This window comes from Desulfobacter hydrogenophilus (assembly GCF_004319545.1).
Classification (GTDB): Bacteria; Desulfobacterota; Desulfobacteria; order Desulfobacterales; family Desulfobacteraceae; genus Desulfobacter; species Desulfobacter hydrogenophilus.
On sequence record NZ_CP036313.1, the window covers coordinates 1,050,489 to 1,067,609 of the forward strand.

General features: G+C 48.7%; 14 protein-coding genes. 2 read left to right on the plus strand and 12 right to left on the minus strand.

Annotated elements, in window-relative coordinates; translation table 11 throughout:
- Positions 1–7: 7 nt before the first annotated feature.
- Positions 8–1,435 (minus strand): aldehyde dehydrogenase family protein, encoded by a 1,428-nt coding sequence (locus EYB58_RS04585; RefSeq protein WP_207309126.1) that lies wholly within the window; start codon positions 1,433–1,435, stop codon positions 8–10.
- 33 nt (positions 1,436–1,468) lie between these two features.
- Positions 1,469–1,906 (minus strand): IS200/IS605 family transposase, encoded by a 438-nt coding sequence (tnpA, locus tag EYB58_RS04590; protein WP_111958088.1) that lies wholly within the window; start codon positions 1,904–1,906, stop codon positions 1,469–1,471.
- A gap of 499 nt (positions 1,907–2,405) precedes the next feature.
- Here tnpA and EYB58_RS04595 point away from each other — a divergent pair, with 499 nt between their 5' ends.
- Positions 2,406–3,188 carry a carbonic anhydrase gene (locus EYB58_RS04595; protein ID WP_111958084.1) on the plus strand — a complete coding sequence of 261 codons (783 nt, stop codon included), beginning with the start codon at positions 2,406–2,408 and terminating at the stop codon, positions 3,186–3,188.
- Between the two features lie 368 nt (positions 3,189–3,556).
- Here EYB58_RS04595 and EYB58_RS04600 read toward each other — a convergent pair whose 3' ends face one another.
- A complete protein-coding gene (locus EYB58_RS04600) occupies positions 3,557–4,942 on the minus strand; it encodes a sigma-54-dependent transcriptional regulator (protein ID WP_111958082.1) in 1,386 nt (461 codons plus the stop codon).
- Entirely contained in the window at positions 4,939–6,774 is a 1,836-nt protein-coding gene (locus EYB58_RS04605) for an ATP-binding protein (RefSeq protein WP_111958080.1), read from the minus strand. Before EYB58_RS04605 ends, EYB58_RS04600 begins: the two co-directional genes overlap by 4 nt.
- A gap of 250 nt (positions 6,775–7,024) precedes the next feature.
- On the opposite strand from EYB58_RS04605, the gene EYB58_RS04610 reads away from it, so the two are divergent.
- Complete coding sequence (locus tag EYB58_RS04610; RefSeq protein WP_111958078.1) at positions 7,025–7,396, plus strand: Spy/CpxP family protein refolding chaperone; 372 nt, start codon at positions 7,025–7,027, stop codon at positions 7,394–7,396.
- 393 nt (positions 7,397–7,789) lie between these two features.
- Here the strand turns inward: EYB58_RS04610 and EYB58_RS04615 are convergent, their stop codons facing one another.
- The 8 genes from EYB58_RS04615 to EYB58_RS04650 all read right to left on the minus strand — a co-directional run bounded on the left by EYB58_RS04615 (position 7,790) and on the right by EYB58_RS04650 (position 16,638).
- Positions 7,790–9,070: an aspartate aminotransferase family protein gene (locus EYB58_RS04615; RefSeq protein WP_111958076.1), complete on the minus strand. Its 1,281-nt coding sequence runs from the start codon at positions 9,068–9,070 to the stop codon at positions 7,790–7,792.
- Positions 9,071–9,096: 26 nt separating this feature from the next.
- Positions 9,097–9,942, minus strand: coding sequence for a hypothetical protein (locus tag EYB58_RS04620; RefSeq protein ID WP_111958074.1), 846 nt, complete (start codon positions 9,940–9,942; stop codon positions 9,097–9,099).
- Between the two features lie 187 nt (positions 9,943–10,129).
- Positions 10,130–11,431 carry a TRAP transporter large permease gene (locus EYB58_RS04625; protein ID WP_111958072.1) on the minus strand — a complete coding sequence of 434 codons (1,302 nt, stop codon included), beginning with the start codon at positions 11,429–11,431 and terminating at the stop codon, positions 10,130–10,132.
- Positions 11,428–11,913 (minus strand): TRAP transporter small permease, encoded by a 486-nt coding sequence (locus EYB58_RS04630; RefSeq protein WP_111958070.1) that lies wholly within the window; start codon positions 11,911–11,913, stop codon positions 11,428–11,430. Before EYB58_RS04630 ends, EYB58_RS04625 begins: the two co-directional genes overlap by 4 nt.
- Positions 11,914–11,923: 10 nt before the next feature.
- Positions 11,924–12,943 (minus strand): TRAP transporter substrate-binding protein, encoded by a 1,020-nt coding sequence (locus EYB58_RS04635; protein ID WP_111958068.1) that lies wholly within the window; start codon positions 12,941–12,943, stop codon positions 11,924–11,926.
- A 35-nt stretch (positions 12,944–12,978) separates the two neighbouring features.
- Positions 12,979–14,265: a phenylacetate--CoA ligase gene (locus EYB58_RS04640; protein WP_111958066.1), complete on the minus strand. Its 1,287-nt coding sequence runs from the start codon at positions 14,263–14,265 to the stop codon at positions 12,979–12,981.
- Between the two features lie 4 nt (positions 14,266–14,269).
- A complete protein-coding gene (locus EYB58_RS04645) occupies positions 14,270–14,818 on the minus strand; it encodes a 2-oxoacid:acceptor oxidoreductase family protein (RefSeq protein ID WP_111958064.1) in 549 nt (182 codons plus the stop codon).
- A gap of 5 nt (positions 14,819–14,823) precedes the next feature.
- On the minus strand, positions 14,824–16,638 hold the full coding sequence (locus EYB58_RS04650) for a thiamine pyrophosphate-dependent enzyme (protein ID WP_111958062.1): 1,815 nt from the start codon (positions 16,636–16,638) through the stop codon (positions 14,824–14,826).
- Positions 16,639–17,121: the final 483 nt, after the last annotated feature.

Genomic DNA, 17,121 nt, shown 5'->3' on the forward strand with positions numbered 1-17,121 from the left:
AAAAGAGCTATCCTTGGGCAGGCTTAGCAACACTGACCACCTGAATGGTGGTGTAGGCCTTTAATCCTTCCAAGCCGAACTCGGTACCAATGCCCGAAAGCTTGACCCCACCGAAAGGGGCCATGGGGTGCAATTTGCCATGGGCGTTAATCCAGACGGTGCCTGCCTCCAGGCGCTGGGCCACCGCCTTTGCCTGCTGTACGTCATTGCCCCAGGCAGAGCCGCCCAGCCCCACGTCCACGGCGTTGGCCCGTTCAACGGCTTCGTCAATGGTGGTGTATTTAATGATCGGCAGTGCCGTGCCAAACTGCTCTTCTTTGACCAGATCCATGTCATCGGTTACATCGGCCACCAGGGTCAGGGGATAAAAATAACCATTGCCTGGCATGGGCTCCCCGCCACAAAGGACGCGTGCTCCTTTCTGCCTGGCATCATCAACATATTTCCGAATGATATCAAACTGGGCGGCATTGGCCAGGGGGCCTATCAAATTGGCCTCATCCATGCCGTCACCCACAGGAATTTTACTCACATAGTCGGCAAATTTTTGACAAACTTCTTCATAATCGTCCTCGTGGACGAAAAGGCGCTTGAGACAGGCGCAGGTCTGGCCCGCATTAATGAAACACCCCCAGAACAGTGGTTCAAGCAGCGGCTCAATATCGGTTCCGGGCAAAACGATACCGGCGTCATTGCCGCCCAACTCAAGGGTCAAGGTTTTCAGGTTGCCGGCTGCCCGCTGCATGATGGTCTGCCCTACCTCGACAGATCCGGTAAAAACAATTTTATCAATGCCTTTATGGGCGGACATTACATTGCCGATCTCGGAACTGCCGGCCACAACATTGAGAACGCCGGCAGGCAATATGTCATTAATCAACTCAACCAGGCGTAATGTTGAAAGCGGTGTATAGGATGCCGGTTTAATGACAACCGTGCAGCCCACACGCAGGGCCGGCATGATATGCCAGACGGCAATCAGCAACGGCCAATTCCAGGGGGTGATGGATCCGACGACACCCACGGGTTTCCGGGTCAGTTCAATGGTGTCTTCCGGGTTATCATCGATCAGCTCATCTTCAAGTTTCAGCGAGGCCGTCACCTGGGTCCAGGCCATGCAGCCGCCCACTTCAAAATTTGCCCCGGGTCCAGATTGGGTCTTTCCCTGTTCAAGGGTAATCAGCTGTGAAAGCTCAGCCATATTTTTTTCAATGACCCCTGCAATCTGCTGCAGGTATTCCACCCTTTTTTCATCGGCCAATGCCGACCAGGCGGGCAACGCCTTTCCGGCCGCAGCAACCGCCTGATCCAGCTGGTCGACACTGGCCTTGGGGCAGGCGGCAAACACCTCGCCCGTTGCCGGGTTAATTACGTCAAAGGTTTCCTTGGAAACAACTTTTTCACCATTAATTACCAAAGCATACTCTGCCATCATGGATCCTTTCGTTTGGGTTTATCGTTTATATCTCTAATTATTGAACAGATCTCTCTGTTCCGCTACTCTTTCTTTTTTCTCCTGATATTTCACATATTTTCGGATCATCTCGGAATCCAAACCTACTGTATCCACACAGTCACCTCGTGCCCAAAATTTGTTACCCCAATAGGATTTGACCTTCAAATTTTTGAATTTATTGAACACCCGAATAGCACTTCGGCCCTTTATGGTTCCGACATAATCTGATACCGAAACTTTAGGTGGTATCATCAGCAACACGTGAACGTGGTATAGACGGACATTTAACTCCACTATCTCACATCCTTTCTGGCTGGAGAATACCCTAATGCAGTTGCTGACCTCTGTTCCCACAGGTCCGGTCAATATTCTGTACCTATACTTTGGTACCCAAACAATGTGATATTGGCAATGCCATATCGTTTGTGATAGTTTTCGGAATCGACTCATTTGTTACTCCTTGATCTTCGTTGTGGGGACAACTTGATCATTGAGTAACATTGAGTCGTACAGATGGCAAAGCCACTGCACTCTGACCTGGCCCATAGGGCCAGAATTTCTACGTCAGATTAAAATTTCATCTTATGTAAAAGGTGGGACACACCCATAATTTTTTGCATAAAAGACTGCCTCCTGATATTTTTTTTAAGTTATCCCCACCTGCATTATCAGACCGCTTTTTCACATTAAACAATATTGATTTCAACCATATTTTTTATATTCTCATACAGAACCAATATCCAAAGCATACATACGCCCCTGTGACAGGGCCGCTTTTATCTTGCGCAAAGCCTGTGCCCAGTATTTATTGATTATCCAGGTACTTTCTGAGATATTATTTCTATTTGATTTACCATATTGGTCATCAAATATTCCCGTGGTAGGTGGCCGGACCTATTAGAGGCCTGGCGTTTGCCACAAAATCTATTCTTTCAAAGGAGACCGGACAATGATGAAAAAATTTTTGAAATCTGTTGTGACTGTTAGCTGTTTTTTGGCTCTAACCAGTGGCCCTGTTCTTGCCAGTGGCAGCAAAGCAGCCAAACCAAGTCCAGATGAAGCAATCGCTATGCTGAAAGCAGGTAATGAACGTTTTGTAACTGGTAAAACAATCCAGCCCCATACTGATGCTGCCCGTCTTGCACTTGCCGGCAAAGAAGATCAGGGTGATCACGCCTATGCGACCGTAATCACCTGCTCTGACTCTAGGGTTCCGGTTGAAATTTTATTTGATGCCGGTGTTATGGATATTTTTGTTATTCGTGTTGCCGGTAATGTTCTGGATGTTGATGAGATCGGGTCTGTTGAATATGGCCTTGCCCATGTAAACACACCGGTATTTGTAGTACTTGGACATACTCAATGTGGCGCAGTAACCGCAGTGACAAAAGCCGTCCAAGGCCACGGTCACCAATTGGAAAGAAATATTCCACCACTAGTTGATAACATCATTCCAGCAGTGAAAAAAGCGATGGCAGATAATCCAAACGCACATGGTGCTGATGTAATACCTTATGCAATTGAAGAAAATATCTGGCAGGGTATTGAGGATTTATTCATGGCAAGCCCTGCTTCTCGCCAACTCGTGAACGCAGGGAAAGCCAAAGTTGTTGGCGCTATCTATGACGTCTCAAATGGAAAAATCGACTGGTTGCCTGAAGCAAAAACTACTGAAATCCTAAAAAAAGTTGAGGCGAATCCTAAAAGAGCCATGGAAGCAATGGCAGAATAATTTTACATCAAAATTTAACAAGGAAATGCTCATCACTGCCGAATAATCGCATGCACCGGAAGTAAAAAGCGCCCCTCTTTTCGCTTTTTACTTCCGGTGCGGCGAGACGTTAAAATCGTCCACTTTCAAAAAGTTTATCAGGACTTCGAAGACCCCACAATATGACTATTAGGACCACAGATTAAAAAGCTTGAACGAAATAGCTTGTCTTTTGGCCCATCTACTTCGTTGCATCAAAGGTCCAATAGGCCTGCTATTCAACCTTTAATGCGCCTTGTAGATGAACCAAAATTCGGCGTTATTTCTGCCCAACTTATTTAATCTGCGGTCCTTATTTAAGCCCAAATCAATTATTCGAGCCGCGACAATTATGGGCTTGTCGGCAAAATCTTATCCAGGTCCAGATTATGCCGCTTAAGCTTATTGTTCAACGTTGTTCTTGTAATGTTAAGTATCCTGGCCGCTTCGGTTTTGTTGCCCTTTGTCTGCTTAAGTGTCCCGATCAGGGCAATGCTTTCAATTTCATTCAGGGTTTTTCCGCCCCCGGCAAGCTCATGCCGGGCTATATTTTCGGGTTCATAATCCTTTAACACGTTTGAGGGCAAATCTTTTTCACAAATATACTGACCCAGACACAGAATAATAGCGCGTTCAATAATGTTTTCAAGTTCGCGCACGTTTCCCGGCCAGCCGTATTTGACCAAGGCATCCATGGCCATGGGGGTGAACCCTTTAATCTCTTTTTTATTCTCTTTTGTGTACCTGTTTAAAAATTTCTGGGCAAGCAGGGGGATGTCATCTGTTCTGTCCCGCAAAGGGGGAACCTTCACATTAATGACATTAAGCCGATAAAACAGGTCCTGGCGAAAACTGCCCTTTTCCACCTCTTCTTCCAGATTTTTGTTGGTGGCCACAATGACACGTACGTCAATGCTTGTGACCTGATCGCTGCCCACTTTCTGGATCTCTTTTTCCTGGAGGACTCTGAGCAGTTTTACCTGCATGGATAAGGGGATCTCACCGATTTCATCAAGAAAAATTGTACCCTTATCCGCCGATATGAAAAGGCCGGCCCTTGGTTTATCCGCTCCGGTGAACGCCCCTTTTTCATGGCCGAACAATTCAGATTCCAGCAGGGTTTCACTCAACGCGGCACAATTCACAGAGATCAAAGGGCTCTCTTTTCGTTTGCTGTTTTTGTGAATGGCCTTTGCAAACAGCTCCTTACCAGTACCGCTCTCTCCTGAAATTAAAATGTTAGCATCTGTGGGGGCGGCAATTTTAGCCGTGTCAATAACCTCTCTTATGGCCGAACTTGTACCAATAATCCCGGAAAAGGCTCCCTCGCCCAGCAGCTGTTCTTTAAGCCGGTTATTTTCCAGAGACAATTGCAGATGTTTGGTTACCCGCTCAATGGAGAGTTTTAGCTCCTCAAAATTCAAGGGCTTGGTCAAATAGTCATCCGCCCCCAGCCGCATGGCCTCAACCGCTTTATCCACCGAAGAGTATGCGGTCATAATAATGACCGGTATGGCGGGGTTGAGGTGCTTTATCTCTTTGAGCGCTTCCATGCCACCGAGGTTGGCCATCCTGACATCCATGAGAACAAGATCATAGGGATTTTTTTGTACCTGTCGGATGGCATCGGCACCGTCTTTGACACATTCAATGGCGTAAGAAAGGCTTTTTAAAAGGGTTTCCAGCATTGACAGATGGGCTGTGTCATCATCAACGATCAATAATCGGCCTTTCATATCAGCTCCTCTTTGTTCTGACCCGGTTTATTTTGTTTCATGGGGATTGAAATCACAAATGTGGTGCCCTTGTTTTTCAGGCTTTCAATGGTGATGGTTCCGCCATGGGTTTCAATGATTTTAAAGGCAATGGCAAGGCCAAGGCCTGTACCGCGCTTTTTGGTTGTAAAATAGGGATTAAATATATTGGCCTGGTCTTGGGGCGATATGCCGCCACCCGTATCTGAAATTTCAAATTGCAGCCTGTTTTCCATGGCCTTAACGTTGACGGTTAAGGTGCCCCCGGACGGCATGGCCTGGATGGCATTTATAAAAATATTGAGCAACACCTGGGTCAACCGGTCTTTATCCACCTCTACTTCAGGCAGGTTGGGTTCAACTGAATTGATGATCTTTATGCCTGCCGGATCTGCCTCATATTTTATCAGCCGCAACGCCTTGTCCACCAGCTCAAAAATCCTGGTTTTCTTTAATTCCAGTTGAATGGGCCGGGTAAACTCAAGCAGTTCCGAGATGACCCGGTTCACCCGGTCAACCTCTTCCGCCATGATGTTGGCCGCTTTTTTATTATCGCTTTGTGGATCAAACAGGCTGCTGAAATAGGTGGCATAGCCTTTTATGGAACTTAAGGGATTTCTGACTTCATGGGCCACTCCGGCGGCAAGGATACCCACGGCCGCAAGCTTCTCCTTCTGTTTAATCTCAAGTTCCAGGGCCCTGATTCGGCTTAAATCGTTAAGAATGAAAACATGGCCGATGAAGTTGTTCTGGGTGCCGACAATTTTTGTAATGGTTACGGTGACCGGAATTGATTTGCCCGTGTGGGACGGCAGTTTCAATTCCTGTTCTGAAACGAAACCGCCTTTATCCACCTGGTCAAGTCGTGTCAGCAAAGAAGGCGGCAGCACCTGGGCAGCTTTCTTACCTTTTATTTGGTCAAGCTCTTTTCTCAAAAAGAGGGCGGCGGTCCCATTTACATAGATGACCTTTGCAGCATCATCCACCGCCACAATCCCCATGGGCAGACTTGTGACCAGTTCGGAGGCAAATGCGCGGGTGTCCAGAAGAAGCCTGCGGGAACGGGCATGGTTCTGGGCCCAGAACAGGGAGACAATGCCCCCTAACCCCAGAAATAAAATCAATACGATGCTTATGGTGCTGTTTTGAAGATCTTCCTTCCGGGCGTGTTCAAATGGTGCGATATCCATACCAATGAATATGGCCGGCCGATTTTCAGGATCTAAAAGGCGTTGCCGGGATTGACCTCTTATCCAAACCTGGGCACCCTCATGGGAACCATCCATGTGGTCTCTTCCCACCATATGCCTCCTTAACCCTTTGCTCTGACCATGCTGCCCATGGCCTCTTAATGTCGGCAAAAAAGTTTTATAGACTTCAAAATAGTCTTTTGATTCCTGGCCTTTGACCGTGCGCCATTGGGGGCGATCAGAGGGTTGGACATCCGCTTTGGAAAGGGCAGGTGTAAACGCAGCTCCTATTTTATTCTTTTGATTATGTGCAAGGACGATCCCTGATTGATCCGTGATGACGATATAGGAGATGTCTTTCTGGGCCGCTGTTTCCTCTAATAAAGTCTGCAGATGCGCCTCACTTCCCATCCGCCCCATCATCCCTGTGATGGTTCCCGCCTCAAAGGATCGAATCAGTGCCGCGCCTTTTTCCGAAAGGATCTGTCCCATATATTTTTTTTCACGGTTATAGTTCATGGCGGCCTGGGTGACCACCACCCCCACAAGGACAACACTGATACCAATGATCACCCAGGGTGATATGGAGCGGTTTGGATAGGGTCTTTTGTTATCTGACATCATAATACTCTTCTGCTGACTGATTAAATTTTAACCACCGGCATCCGGCAAGGTGATTAAAATTTAATCACGGCATCTCCTTTTTTACAATGGATAGAAAACACTAAAAACAAAAAAAATATGCGATTACAAGGTGTTATATATTTAAAAATCTTCTGGCATACCGGTTGCAGTATCAGGTCCATGAAGTTCGAATGACGTACGTGTTTTAAAAATTAAAATTTTATAACCATTTAGTTAAAAGGAGTTTATCATGAAAAAAACAATCACAGCAGTCACAACAATTTTTATCGTGGGATTTTTTTCAGTCAGTGCCTATGCCTGGGGATGCGGTTACGGATCCGGCACAGGTATGCGCGGACATGGAAAAGGACTTAATAATCAGTCCGCAGTTAACCCCGCAGTTCATCAGAAAGACTTGAACGCCTGTTTCAAAGACACCCAGGCACATCGGGCATCACTTTTTGCCAACCGGGCTAAGCTGAATGCATTGATGGCAGGAACTAACCCTGATCCGAAAAAAGCCCGGGCCCTGTCTAAAAACATCAGCAAAACCCGGAGTGAGCTGAGGGCCAAGGCAAAAGCAGTACAATGTTTCAGGTCCCATGGGCGGCCGGGGTGGTAGAAATTGTGGCGGCCAGTATCGGCACAAATCTGCCAAATGCTGGTAAACCCTGTCTGTAAAAGAAAAAGGTCAGGCTGATCATTTGACCGGCCTGACCGTTAGGACCGCAGATTAAATAACTTGAACAAAATAGCTTACCTTTTGGCCCATCTACTTCGTTGCATCAAAGGCCCAATAGGCCTGCCTGCTATTCGACCTTTAATACGCCTTGTAGATGAGCCAAAATTCGGCGTGATTTCTACCCAACTTATTTAATCTGCGGTCCTTAGGAATGAATCCGAAATAATTCAACATGGGAGCGCGGGCGTCTCGCCCGCATCTTTACAATACTTGCGGACATGCGGGCGGGACGCCCGTGCTCCCGGAGATAGCAAAATGAGGGTCATAGAATTTCTAAGGCACCAGAACCCTTTCCAGACGTTCAACCATGAAATCCATCTCCTCGTCATTGATGACCAGGGGCGGAGAAATACGAATGGTGTGACCGTGGCTGTCATTGACAACAAGCCTTTGCTTCATCAGTTTGCGGCAAAACTCCATGGCATTGCCGTCTTTCACTTCAATGCCGATGAAAAGCCCTAAGCCGCGAACCGCCTTGACATAGGGAGAGCGTTTGCCAATCTCTTCAATGCGTTGTTTTAAACGTGCGCCCTTTTCTGCGGCCTGTTCATCCAGTTTTTCATCCTGGAATACCTTCAGGGCTGCAGCACCGGCTACACAGGCCAGGGGGTAGCCACCGAATGTGGAACCGTCAGATCCCTTGGAGAAAATCATATCCATCACTTGGGCGTTGGTCATGAACACGGACAAGGGCACCAGACCGCCGGAAAGTGCCTTGCCCAGAATCAGGCCATCGGGCACAATACCTTCATGCTCAAAGCAGAACCGCTTGCCCGTACGGCCCAGACCCACCTGGATTTCGTCACAAACCAGAAACAGATCTTTTTCGTCGGCCAGTTCTCTCAATCCTTTGAGAAACCCCTTGGGCGGGATAATCATGCCGCCTTCTCCCTGCAGCGGTTCCACAAGGATGCCGCAGGTGTTAGGGGTCACCGCTTTTTTAACCGCTGCCAGATCCCCAAAGGGTACGGACACAAAACCGGGTAGTAAAGGACCGAACCCGTCTTTGTATTTTTTGCTGGAAGAAAAAGAGACTACCGAAATGGTACGACCGTGGAAATTATTGTTAAATACAACAATTTCCTGCTTGCCGTCTTCAATGCCCTTTTGATTAAACCCATAGTAACGTATGGCTTTTATTGCCGTTTCAACGGACTCCACACCACCGTTTTTTGCCAGGACCTTATTGCCATGCGCACCAAATCTGGGGGCAAGCTGGGGGGCAAATGCCGCACATTCGGAAAGAAAGATCCCTAGAGAGTCAGTGAATACCACGTTGGAGATCACCGAAGCATAATTGCCGGTGAGTGCGTTGAGCAGCGCATTGGTAATGACAGGATGATGGTGCCCCGGGTTGGCAGCCGAGTAGGCAGCCAGGCAGTCCAGATATTTGTCTCCCTTGTCGTCGGTGAGCCAGCAGCCTTTGGCGCGTCTGACCACCAGGTTGATCTTGCTATAGTGATGGGCGCCAAACTTGCCTTCCAGGTTAAAAATTGAAGTGTCGGATTCCGTGGAGAATCCGTTATAATTATGTATTTTCCGCATACTTGTCATGGGAACTCACCTCCATTAACGGAAACTTATCTAACGGAAACGATAAACGTATGGACACCTTCAATATTTTTTTGGGGCGCAAATTTCAGAACTTCTCGTGTTGTACGATTTTGAAGAAGTTGACGAATTCTTATTTTAGGAACACTCTGCTTGGCTGTCTCTACTTTTGTCATTCTAATGCTGATTTCATTTTTGTTCTTGCAAAGACCGCCGATCAGTACCCCGGACCAACTGGCTGTAACCGGCTTTTGGGGGACACCGTTAACCGTAACCTGGGCCTGATAACCATAACTGAAGACATCAAGCAAAGCCGTTGAATACGGCTTTTGAACCAGGGCCGGGGCCGGTTTTACCCTCCCATCCATGGCACAGGCCGGTCGCAGGTCGGACACATAAAATTGTGTTTTCCGGCCATCATCACGATACATTGGCTTGTCACAATTCATGGTGGCTTCCACTTTCCATCCCGACTCATTTACAAATTTAACGGCACTGAAAGTGACTGTGGGATTTGCGTTGGCGTCTTTTTCTCCTGAATCCCTGACATATATAAGGCCTGCATTATCACCTTTTTCAATCACCTTTACAAATTTCATTTTGGAAATATCAGGGCTGTATTTTGCAAAACTTTTTATGATATCAGGCGTTAACGACCGCTGTGCCGAAATGAGTTTATTTTTCAAAGTGTAAAAGCTGTAGGAAGACATTGTTTTTTGAAGTTCCGACTCATTTCCTGCCCTGCTGGCCTGAAGATAAGCATCCCAGGCCGTTTCAAGATTAGACTGTAACGGCTTGGCAAAAGCGCCGTCAGAGGCCAGAACCAAAAGTCCTGTAAAAATCACCAGAAAAAGCGCGTTTATACGTAACGTCATGTTTTAAATCCTCCATTTCCAAAGGTGTTTTGCATCATTCTTTTTGTGTCGCTGAATCTATCCGATCATTAATTTTTAAGGTAGGCGCACCCGTTTGTCAACCAAAGCATGAAATATTCAGCGCATACGCATTTTTGTACTAAATTTAAAAAGTAGCGGAATAAATATATGACAACATTGAAAATTACTACATCAGTCCCGGCAGAAAGGTAATAATCCAGGGGCACACCATCAGCAATACAATGCAGATCAGATAGGCCGGCAGAAAAAAGGTCACCCCTTTAAACACCTGATTTAAGGTGCTGCCCTTGGCCATGCCCGCCACCACATAGGTCGTGGCACCCACAGGGGGCGTTACCGCGCCAAGGGTTGTCACCACAGTGATGAGCACGGCAAACCAGATGGGGTCGCATCCCATCTGGGAGGCCACGGGAAAAAAAATGGGGATGGTGATGAGCAAAAGGGCCAGGGCATCCATGATGGCGCCGCCCAGGGCATACATGCCAAAAATTATGGCCAAAATTATCGGGTCGGGAACGTTCAAGCCCGCCACCCACGATGCCATGTTAAACGGGATGCGGGTGATGGTTAAAAATTTACCCAGAATCATGGCCCCTGCGATGAGCATAATGACCATGCAGGAGACCCGCAGGGTATCCATGACGGCCTTTTTGAAATTTTCCCAGGAGAGCGTCCGCTGAACCAGGCTGATGACCACGGCGAAAAAGGCCCCTGCCCCGCCGGCTTCGGACGGGGTGAAGTATCCGGCATACAGCCCGGTCATGATTAAAAGAAACAGAATCAGCATCTCAATGGCACCGGAAAGAGATCGGATGCGTTCGCTAAAACCCGACTTTGGACCGGCCGGACCCCATTCGGGATTCAGACGGCAAACCACATACACCGTGAGCAGCATCAGCAGGCATAAAAGAAGACCGGCACCGATACCGCCGTAAAAAAGACGTGCAATGGACTGTTCCGTGGAAAGGCCGATGATGATGAGCACCACGGACGGGGGGATGACAACCCCCAGGGTGGAGCCGCAGGCAATGGCCCCGCAGGAGAGCATGGGCTTATACCTGAAATTGGACATCTGGGGAAATGCCACCGTGGTCATGGTGGCCGCCGTGGCGGTATTGGACCCGCAGATGGCGGCAAAGGCGGCACAGGCCATGATGGTGGCCATGGCAATGCCGCCCCGGATATGGCCGACCCACTTGTACGCCGCCCTGTAAAGGCGTTCGTTGACCCCGGAATAAAAGGCGACCTGTCCCATGAACACAAACAAAGGGATCACGGTGAGCCCGTACTTGGAAAATACCGACCAGAACTCCTGGCTGACCATGCTTACACCGGCATTGAGGTTAAGAATATAGGAAAAACCGCCAAAACCCACCAGGGCCATGGCAAAACCTACGGGCATGCCGAACACGAACAGCAGCAGCATCAGGATGGTAATCCCGAGGATACCCACCAGGGTCAGGCTCATTTGGAATCCTTTTGAAAAAACAGTTTAAGCAGATCAATAAACAGCATGGCAGCCAGCAGAAAGCAGCCGAATGCGACCACAAAGGCAAAGGGATAATAAACCATTCTCAGGGTTTCAGACACTTCGCCTGTTTCAAGAAGGGTCATGCCCCGGCGGCCCACAAACCAGGCGGCCAAAAGAAAAAAAAGGGTGCATAATCCGTTGTTCACGGCAAATACAGCCTTTCTGACACCTCGCGGAAACCGACTGACCAGAATGTCCACATGGATGTGCTCTCTTTTCTGCTGGGTAAAGCCCATGGCAAGGGCCGTGATCACGGCACCTGCAAATCCCATAATTTCATAGGTGCCCCGGATAGGCACCCAGACCCTGCGCAGCACAATATTGCCCATGGTCAAAAGAATCATGAACACCAGGATGGTCCCGGCAACGATCCCGGCGCATCGGTTAAGGATGTCGCTTATTTTCTCAATGGTTTCCATGGGTGTATAACTATTTAGCGGTGCGTTTTACGATAAGTTCTTTAATGTCTTTTACAATCTGGCCTCCAGGCAGGCCTTTTTCTTCGGCGTTTTTGATCCAGTTTTCCGTAATGGGAGCAAGTGGTGCATTCCACTCGGCCTTTTTCTCAGGTGACAGCTTAATCACTTCAACCTGGTGTGCTTTTTTTGACCATGCAATGGAATCACTGACGTGCTGGTCCATGTATTCGCCGGTCCAGGACGCCTGTTCCTCGATCATGCCGTCCATGACCTGTTTTACATCGTCAGGCAGCTTGCCCCAGGCGCTCTTGTTCATAATCACGGCAAAGGGATAGATCACAGTATCGGTGATGGTGATATATTTGCAGATCTCAGCAAATTTGAGATCCTTCATCACTTCCAAAGAGGAAAAAAGGCCCTTGATCACACCTTTTTGCAGGGCTTCGGGGGTGTCTGACATGGGCATACCCACCTGGTTGGCACCCCAGGATTTAAGAATCTGGGCCGCACCGCCGGATGCACGCAGATCCAGGCCCTTGAGGTCGGCAAGCTCGGCCACCGGCGCCTTGGACATAATATTGGCAGGGGCTGTGACAAACATGGTCAACACCTTAACCTTGTCAAAGGCCTTGGGCTGATATTTATTGTACAGGTCCAAAAGCACAAGACTGCCGGTTTTGGCATCGGGAATGTCCAGGGGCAGACTTGTGGCATTGGTCACGGTAAAACGGCCCGGCTGGTAAGCCATGCAGATACAACCGATGTCGGCCTGACCATTGATAACCCCGTCCATCATGTCTTTGGCTCCTAAAAGCGTGCCGCCGGGAAAGGTGTTGATCTGTACGGCACCGTCCGTGCGTTTTTCAATTTCAGTTTTCCATCTTTCCATCTGTACACAAGGGAAAGTAGGCGCAGGGGGAAAATTGGCATAGTTCAAGCTGACTTTTTTGGCCTGTACCGTTACAGGGGTGATTCCGGAAAATAGGGCTACCGCCGCCAGAACACAGAAAAATAATGAGGCTTTTTTCATTTTAACTCCTTTGTCTTTCCCCGCAGGGAGTAGATTTATGATGAGCGGTTGTCAAACACCCGCTTGCTCTTTTTTTCTGTTCGGGGCAGGTTACCGTAATCCACAATTTCAACCCGGGATCTGACCATCAACTTTTTACGGATCTGCCCGGAGACCTGGTCGGCCAGGCCGTTGTCTTCTCCTGCCACGGCTCCATTGGTACGCTCCACCCGGATGTTCATGTAATCCCTGCCGTCTGCATCCTGGTTCAGGTGAATCTGGTACTCGCTGCCCACCCCGCCAATGCCGCCTAGGATATGATCAATCTGGCTGGGATAAATATTTACGGCCCTGAAAATAAACATGTCATCAGTACGCCCGGAAATCCTGGCATGCCGGGGGAATGGGTTGCCGCAGGCGCAGGCCCCGGGGATCAGCCGGGTGACATCATGGGTTCGGTACCGGATTAAAGGCGTCCCCTGCTTTTTCAGGGTGGTGACCACAAGCTCCCCTTCTTCTCCGACGGGCAACGGTTTCAGGGTCACCGGATCAATTACTTCAAATATAAAATAGTCGGCCCAGTAATGTATCCCTGCGTGTTCTGCGCAATCAAGGCCGGTGCCGGGTCCGTAAAGTTCGGTCATACCGTAGATATCATGGATATGTTTAACTCCGGTGATCTCCTGGATACGTTTGCGCATGGGCGCGCTGTGGCGCTCAGCGCCTAGAATAATGGTTTTAAGTTTAATTTTATCCATGAGTTTACGCTTTTCAATCTCTTCGGACATAAGAAGCCCCATGGAAGCCGTCGCGCAGAATACCGTAGATTCAAGATCCAAAAGCATGTCAATGTGCATGTCCACATTTGCAGGCCCTAAAGGGACGGCCATGGCACCGAAACGCTCACACCCGTTCTGAAACCCGACACCTGCAGTCCAAAGCCCATAGCCCACGGCAATCTGAACCCGGTCCATTTTGGTGACGCCGGCCAGTTCATAACACCGGGCAAAAATGTTGGCCCAGTTGTCCACGTCCTCTTTTGTGTAGCATAAAATCTTTCTTTTTCCCGTGGTGCCGGAAGATCCGTGAATTCTTACAATGTCGGACATTGGCGCGGCCCGCAAGGGAAAGGGATAGTCCTCAAGAAAGTCGTGCTTGTCCGTAAAGGGCAGGTTCTCGAGATCATCAAGGCCTTTAATGTCTTCGGGCCGGCAGCCTGCATCTTCGAGCTTTCTTTTATAATAGGGGCTGTTGTTATAGGCGTGGGACACGGTCCATTTCAGACCCTGGGCCTGAATATCTGCGATCTGTTCGCCGGTTATATTTAAAGGGATAAAACTCATGAATTCACCTTTGTTTATATAGTTGCATGCCTGACCCAAGCAGGCTTAATACATTTGTCGCCACGGCAGGTTTTGCCTGGAACGTCTCCTTGATCATGCGGGCAAGACTGTCCGGATTGAATACATGGGAGTCTTCTTTCATGGCGCTCAGGAAGAATCCCAGCATGGCTACATTTTCGCTGCGTACATTGCCGGCCGCTTCAGCCAGGGCCGTGGCATCTCCATAAAAAACCCGGTATCTGTCATCTTCAACAGGATCGGGGCTGTTCACCACGGCCAGACCGCCGGGCTTGAGAAAATAGGAATGGTGGGCAAAGCTTTCGGCTTTCAGGGCAATCAAAGCATCTGCCTTGGCAGGCCGGATGAGCGGCCCTGAAAAATCACCGATTTTAAGATAGGAAATCACATTCCCCCCCCGCTGGGCCATGCCGTGGGTTTCCGAAGTGAGTACGGGAAGATTGTCGGCCATGGCAGCGCCTGCAAGCAATTTTGTAATAAAAAGAACGCCCTGGCCGCCCAGACCTGAAATGATAATCTGCTGATTATTTGACATGATATTTACTCCTGGTTTTCAAGTACAAGTGCACCCTTGGGACAGACAAATGAACAGACAGCGCATCCGGTGCAAAGGCCAGGGTCAATGCAGACCTGTTCAGTCTCATTGTCCATACTTAGCGCCGGGCATTCAAACTGGCTGACGCAATATCCGCAGCCGTCACAGATATCCCTATTTACGATTACTTTTTTAAAGGATGCCTTGAGTTCGGCCCTGTCCATGTCAAGCAGGCATGGATGTTCGGCAATCACCACAGCCGGTCCGTTTTCCTGGCAATACGCTTTTGCCTCTTTAAGAATGTTAATAAATGCCGGCAGATCATATGGGTCTGCGGTTTTTATGAAATTCACCCCGCAGCCTTTGACAATGTCAGGAATATTTACGGCAATGCAGGCATCGCCCGAGGCGTCCCGGCCCGAGGCCGGTGTTGGCTGGTGGCCGGTCATGGCCGTGGTCCGGTTGTCCAGAATCACCAGAACATAAGGAATTTTTTTGGTGACGGTTTCAATCAATCCGGGAATACCGGAATGGAAAAAGGTGGAGTCTCCAATGGTGGAGAAAACGGGCGGTTGCTTCTCATTTTTAGCATAGGCAATGGTGAAACCGGCAGCCTGGCTGATGCCTGCCCCCATACAGGTGACCGTGTCCACAGCCCCGAGGTTGCAGCCCAGGGTATAGCATCCGATATCGCTGGTGAAGATACCCTTGGGGGCAGCTTTTTTAATGGCATAAAAGCTGGCCCGGTGGGAGCAACCTGCGCACAGGGTGGGACGCCGCCCCGGCAGCATGGTGATTTGCGGCGCCTGATAATCAACACCGACAAAAGCGCAAATCCGTTCTTCCACGTTTTCGGGCAATAGCTCCCCCGTCGGAGAGATAAAGCCCGTGTTTTTGCCTTTAACCCGGTTTTTATCTGCCAGCTGCATCTCAATGACGCCCCAGGTTTCTTCCAGCACCAGGATTTCATCGTAGGTATCCATTTCCTTGATGAACTCCTTGTGTAAAGGAAAGGGCTGGACGACCTGGTATACGGGGATATCCAAATTTCTTTCTTTAATAATGTCCCTGGCATTGGCCGCTGCCACACCTGATAGAACAATGGCCTGCCCACCACCTTTGGCCGTGCCGGATACCAGCCGGGGACGGGTGGGCTCATAGTCTGCGATTTTGGCAAGTTTGACCTCCAGTTCCTTGTGGAGCTGGAGCCGGAATTTTGGGGTTGCCGCCCATCTGCCCGGATTTTTTTCAAAGGCTGCCTCACGCTGTGTCATTTCAATTTTTTCCACATCCATGCTCTGGCGGGAGTGACACACCCGGGTGGTGGGCCGCAGCATCACGGGAATCTCAAAGGCTTCGGACAGTTCAAAAGCAATACCGGCAAGTTCGGCAGCCTGGCGCGGTGAATCCGGATCCAGCACTGGCAGCTTGGCCATGACCGCCATCAGGCGTGAATCCTGTTCGGTCTGGGAGGAGTGGGGACCGGGATCATCGGCACTGATCACCACAAACCCACCTTTGACACCTAGGTATACGGAACTCATCAAGGGGTCGGCAGCCACGTTCAGTCCAACCTGTTTCATGGCAACCGCTGTTCTGAGCCCTGCCTGGGCCCCTGCGTAAGCGGTTTCAAATGCCACTTTCTCATTCACGGCCCACTGGGCGTGAATATCCAGATCCATCTCTTTTTTCAGGGCAACAACTGCGGACAATATTTCCGAAGAAGGTGTGCCGGGGTAAGCGTAGGCCATTTGGCAGCCGTTTTTCAGCAAACCATAGGCTAAAGCTTCGTTTCCCAGCATCAGTCGTTTTGTATTCATTATTATATCTAACCTCAAATGGTTTCATATAGTGTTTCTGCGGACAGCAACATGCCAAAAAATCGAATAAAAATCAATTTATTTGTTGAAATTGTTGGAAATTAAACGTGTTGCGCATGGGCCGACAAAGGCGCTGCATAAACCATGAATTACGCGTGGAAGGTATTAATCCTTAGCCAATATTTATATCCAACTCAATATATCGAATCCGATACAATTTATTCTTATACAAATCAGTATTAAAGTAATATATTAAAGTAATTATTCCATTATAATGGTGTGTTAATTTTCAATGTGCCCCATGGCGTTGCCACCATAACCCGCCACAATACATGTAGTAACAGCACTAAATTGTTTCTAACACAAATAAAATATATCGAATTCGATATATTTTTCCTTGACCTTGTATGGAATAGACTGTAAATTATGTGCTGTTAAAATACGATATAGTAAAATGAAAGTTACAATTGCGTTATTTTGCGA

Bases quoted from the DNA above. Each gene is read 5' to 3' on its own strand.
- EYB58_RS04650 (WP_111958062.1), bottom strand. From the start codon at position 16,638: ATGAATACAAAACGACTGATGCTGGGAAACGAAGCTTTAGCCTATGGT.
- EYB58_RS04625 (WP_111958072.1), bottom strand. From the start codon at position 11,431: ATGAGCCTGACCCTGGTGGGTATCCTCGGGATTACCATCCTGATGCTG.
- EYB58_RS04600 (WP_111958082.1), bottom strand. From the start codon at position 4,942: ATGAAAGGCCGATTATTGATCGTTGATGATGACACAGCCCATCTGTCA.
- EYB58_RS04595 (WP_111958084.1), top strand. From the start codon at position 2,406: ATGATGAAAAAATTTTTGAAATCTGTTGTGACTGTTAGCTGTTTTTTG.
- EYB58_RS04620 (WP_111958074.1), bottom strand. From the start codon at position 9,942: ATGACGTTACGTATAAACGCGCTTTTTCTGGTGATTTTTACAGGACTT.
- EYB58_RS04630 (WP_111958070.1), bottom strand. From the start codon at position 11,913: ATGGAAACCATTGAGAAAATAAGCGACATCCTTAACCGATGCGCCGGG.
- EYB58_RS04640 (WP_111958066.1), bottom strand. From the start codon at position 14,265: ATGAGTTTTATCCCTTTAAATATAACCGGCGAACAGATCGCAGATATT.
- EYB58_RS04615 (WP_111958076.1), bottom strand. From the start codon at position 9,070: ATGACAAGTATGCGGAAAATACATAATTATAACGGATTCTCCACGGAA.
- EYB58_RS04645 (WP_111958064.1), bottom strand. From the start codon at position 14,818: ATGTCAAATAATCAGCAGATTATCATTTCAGGTCTGGGCGGCCAGGGC.
- tnpA (WP_111958088.1), bottom strand. From the start codon at position 1,906: ATGAGTCGATTCCGAAAACTATCACAAACGATATGGCATTGCCAATAT.
- EYB58_RS04585 (WP_207309126.1), bottom strand. From the start codon at position 1,435: ATGATGGCAGAGTATGCTTTGGTAATTAATGGTGAAAAAGTTGTTTCC.
- EYB58_RS04610 (WP_111958078.1), top strand. From the start codon at position 7,025: ATGAAAAAAACAATCACAGCAGTCACAACAATTTTTATCGTGGGATTT.
- EYB58_RS04635 (WP_111958068.1), bottom strand. From the start codon at position 12,943: ATGAAAAAAGCCTCATTATTTTTCTGTGTTCTGGCGGCGGTAGCCCTA.
- EYB58_RS04605 (WP_111958080.1), bottom strand. From the start codon at position 6,774: ATGATGTCAGATAACAAAAGACCCTATCCAAACCGCTCCATATCACCC.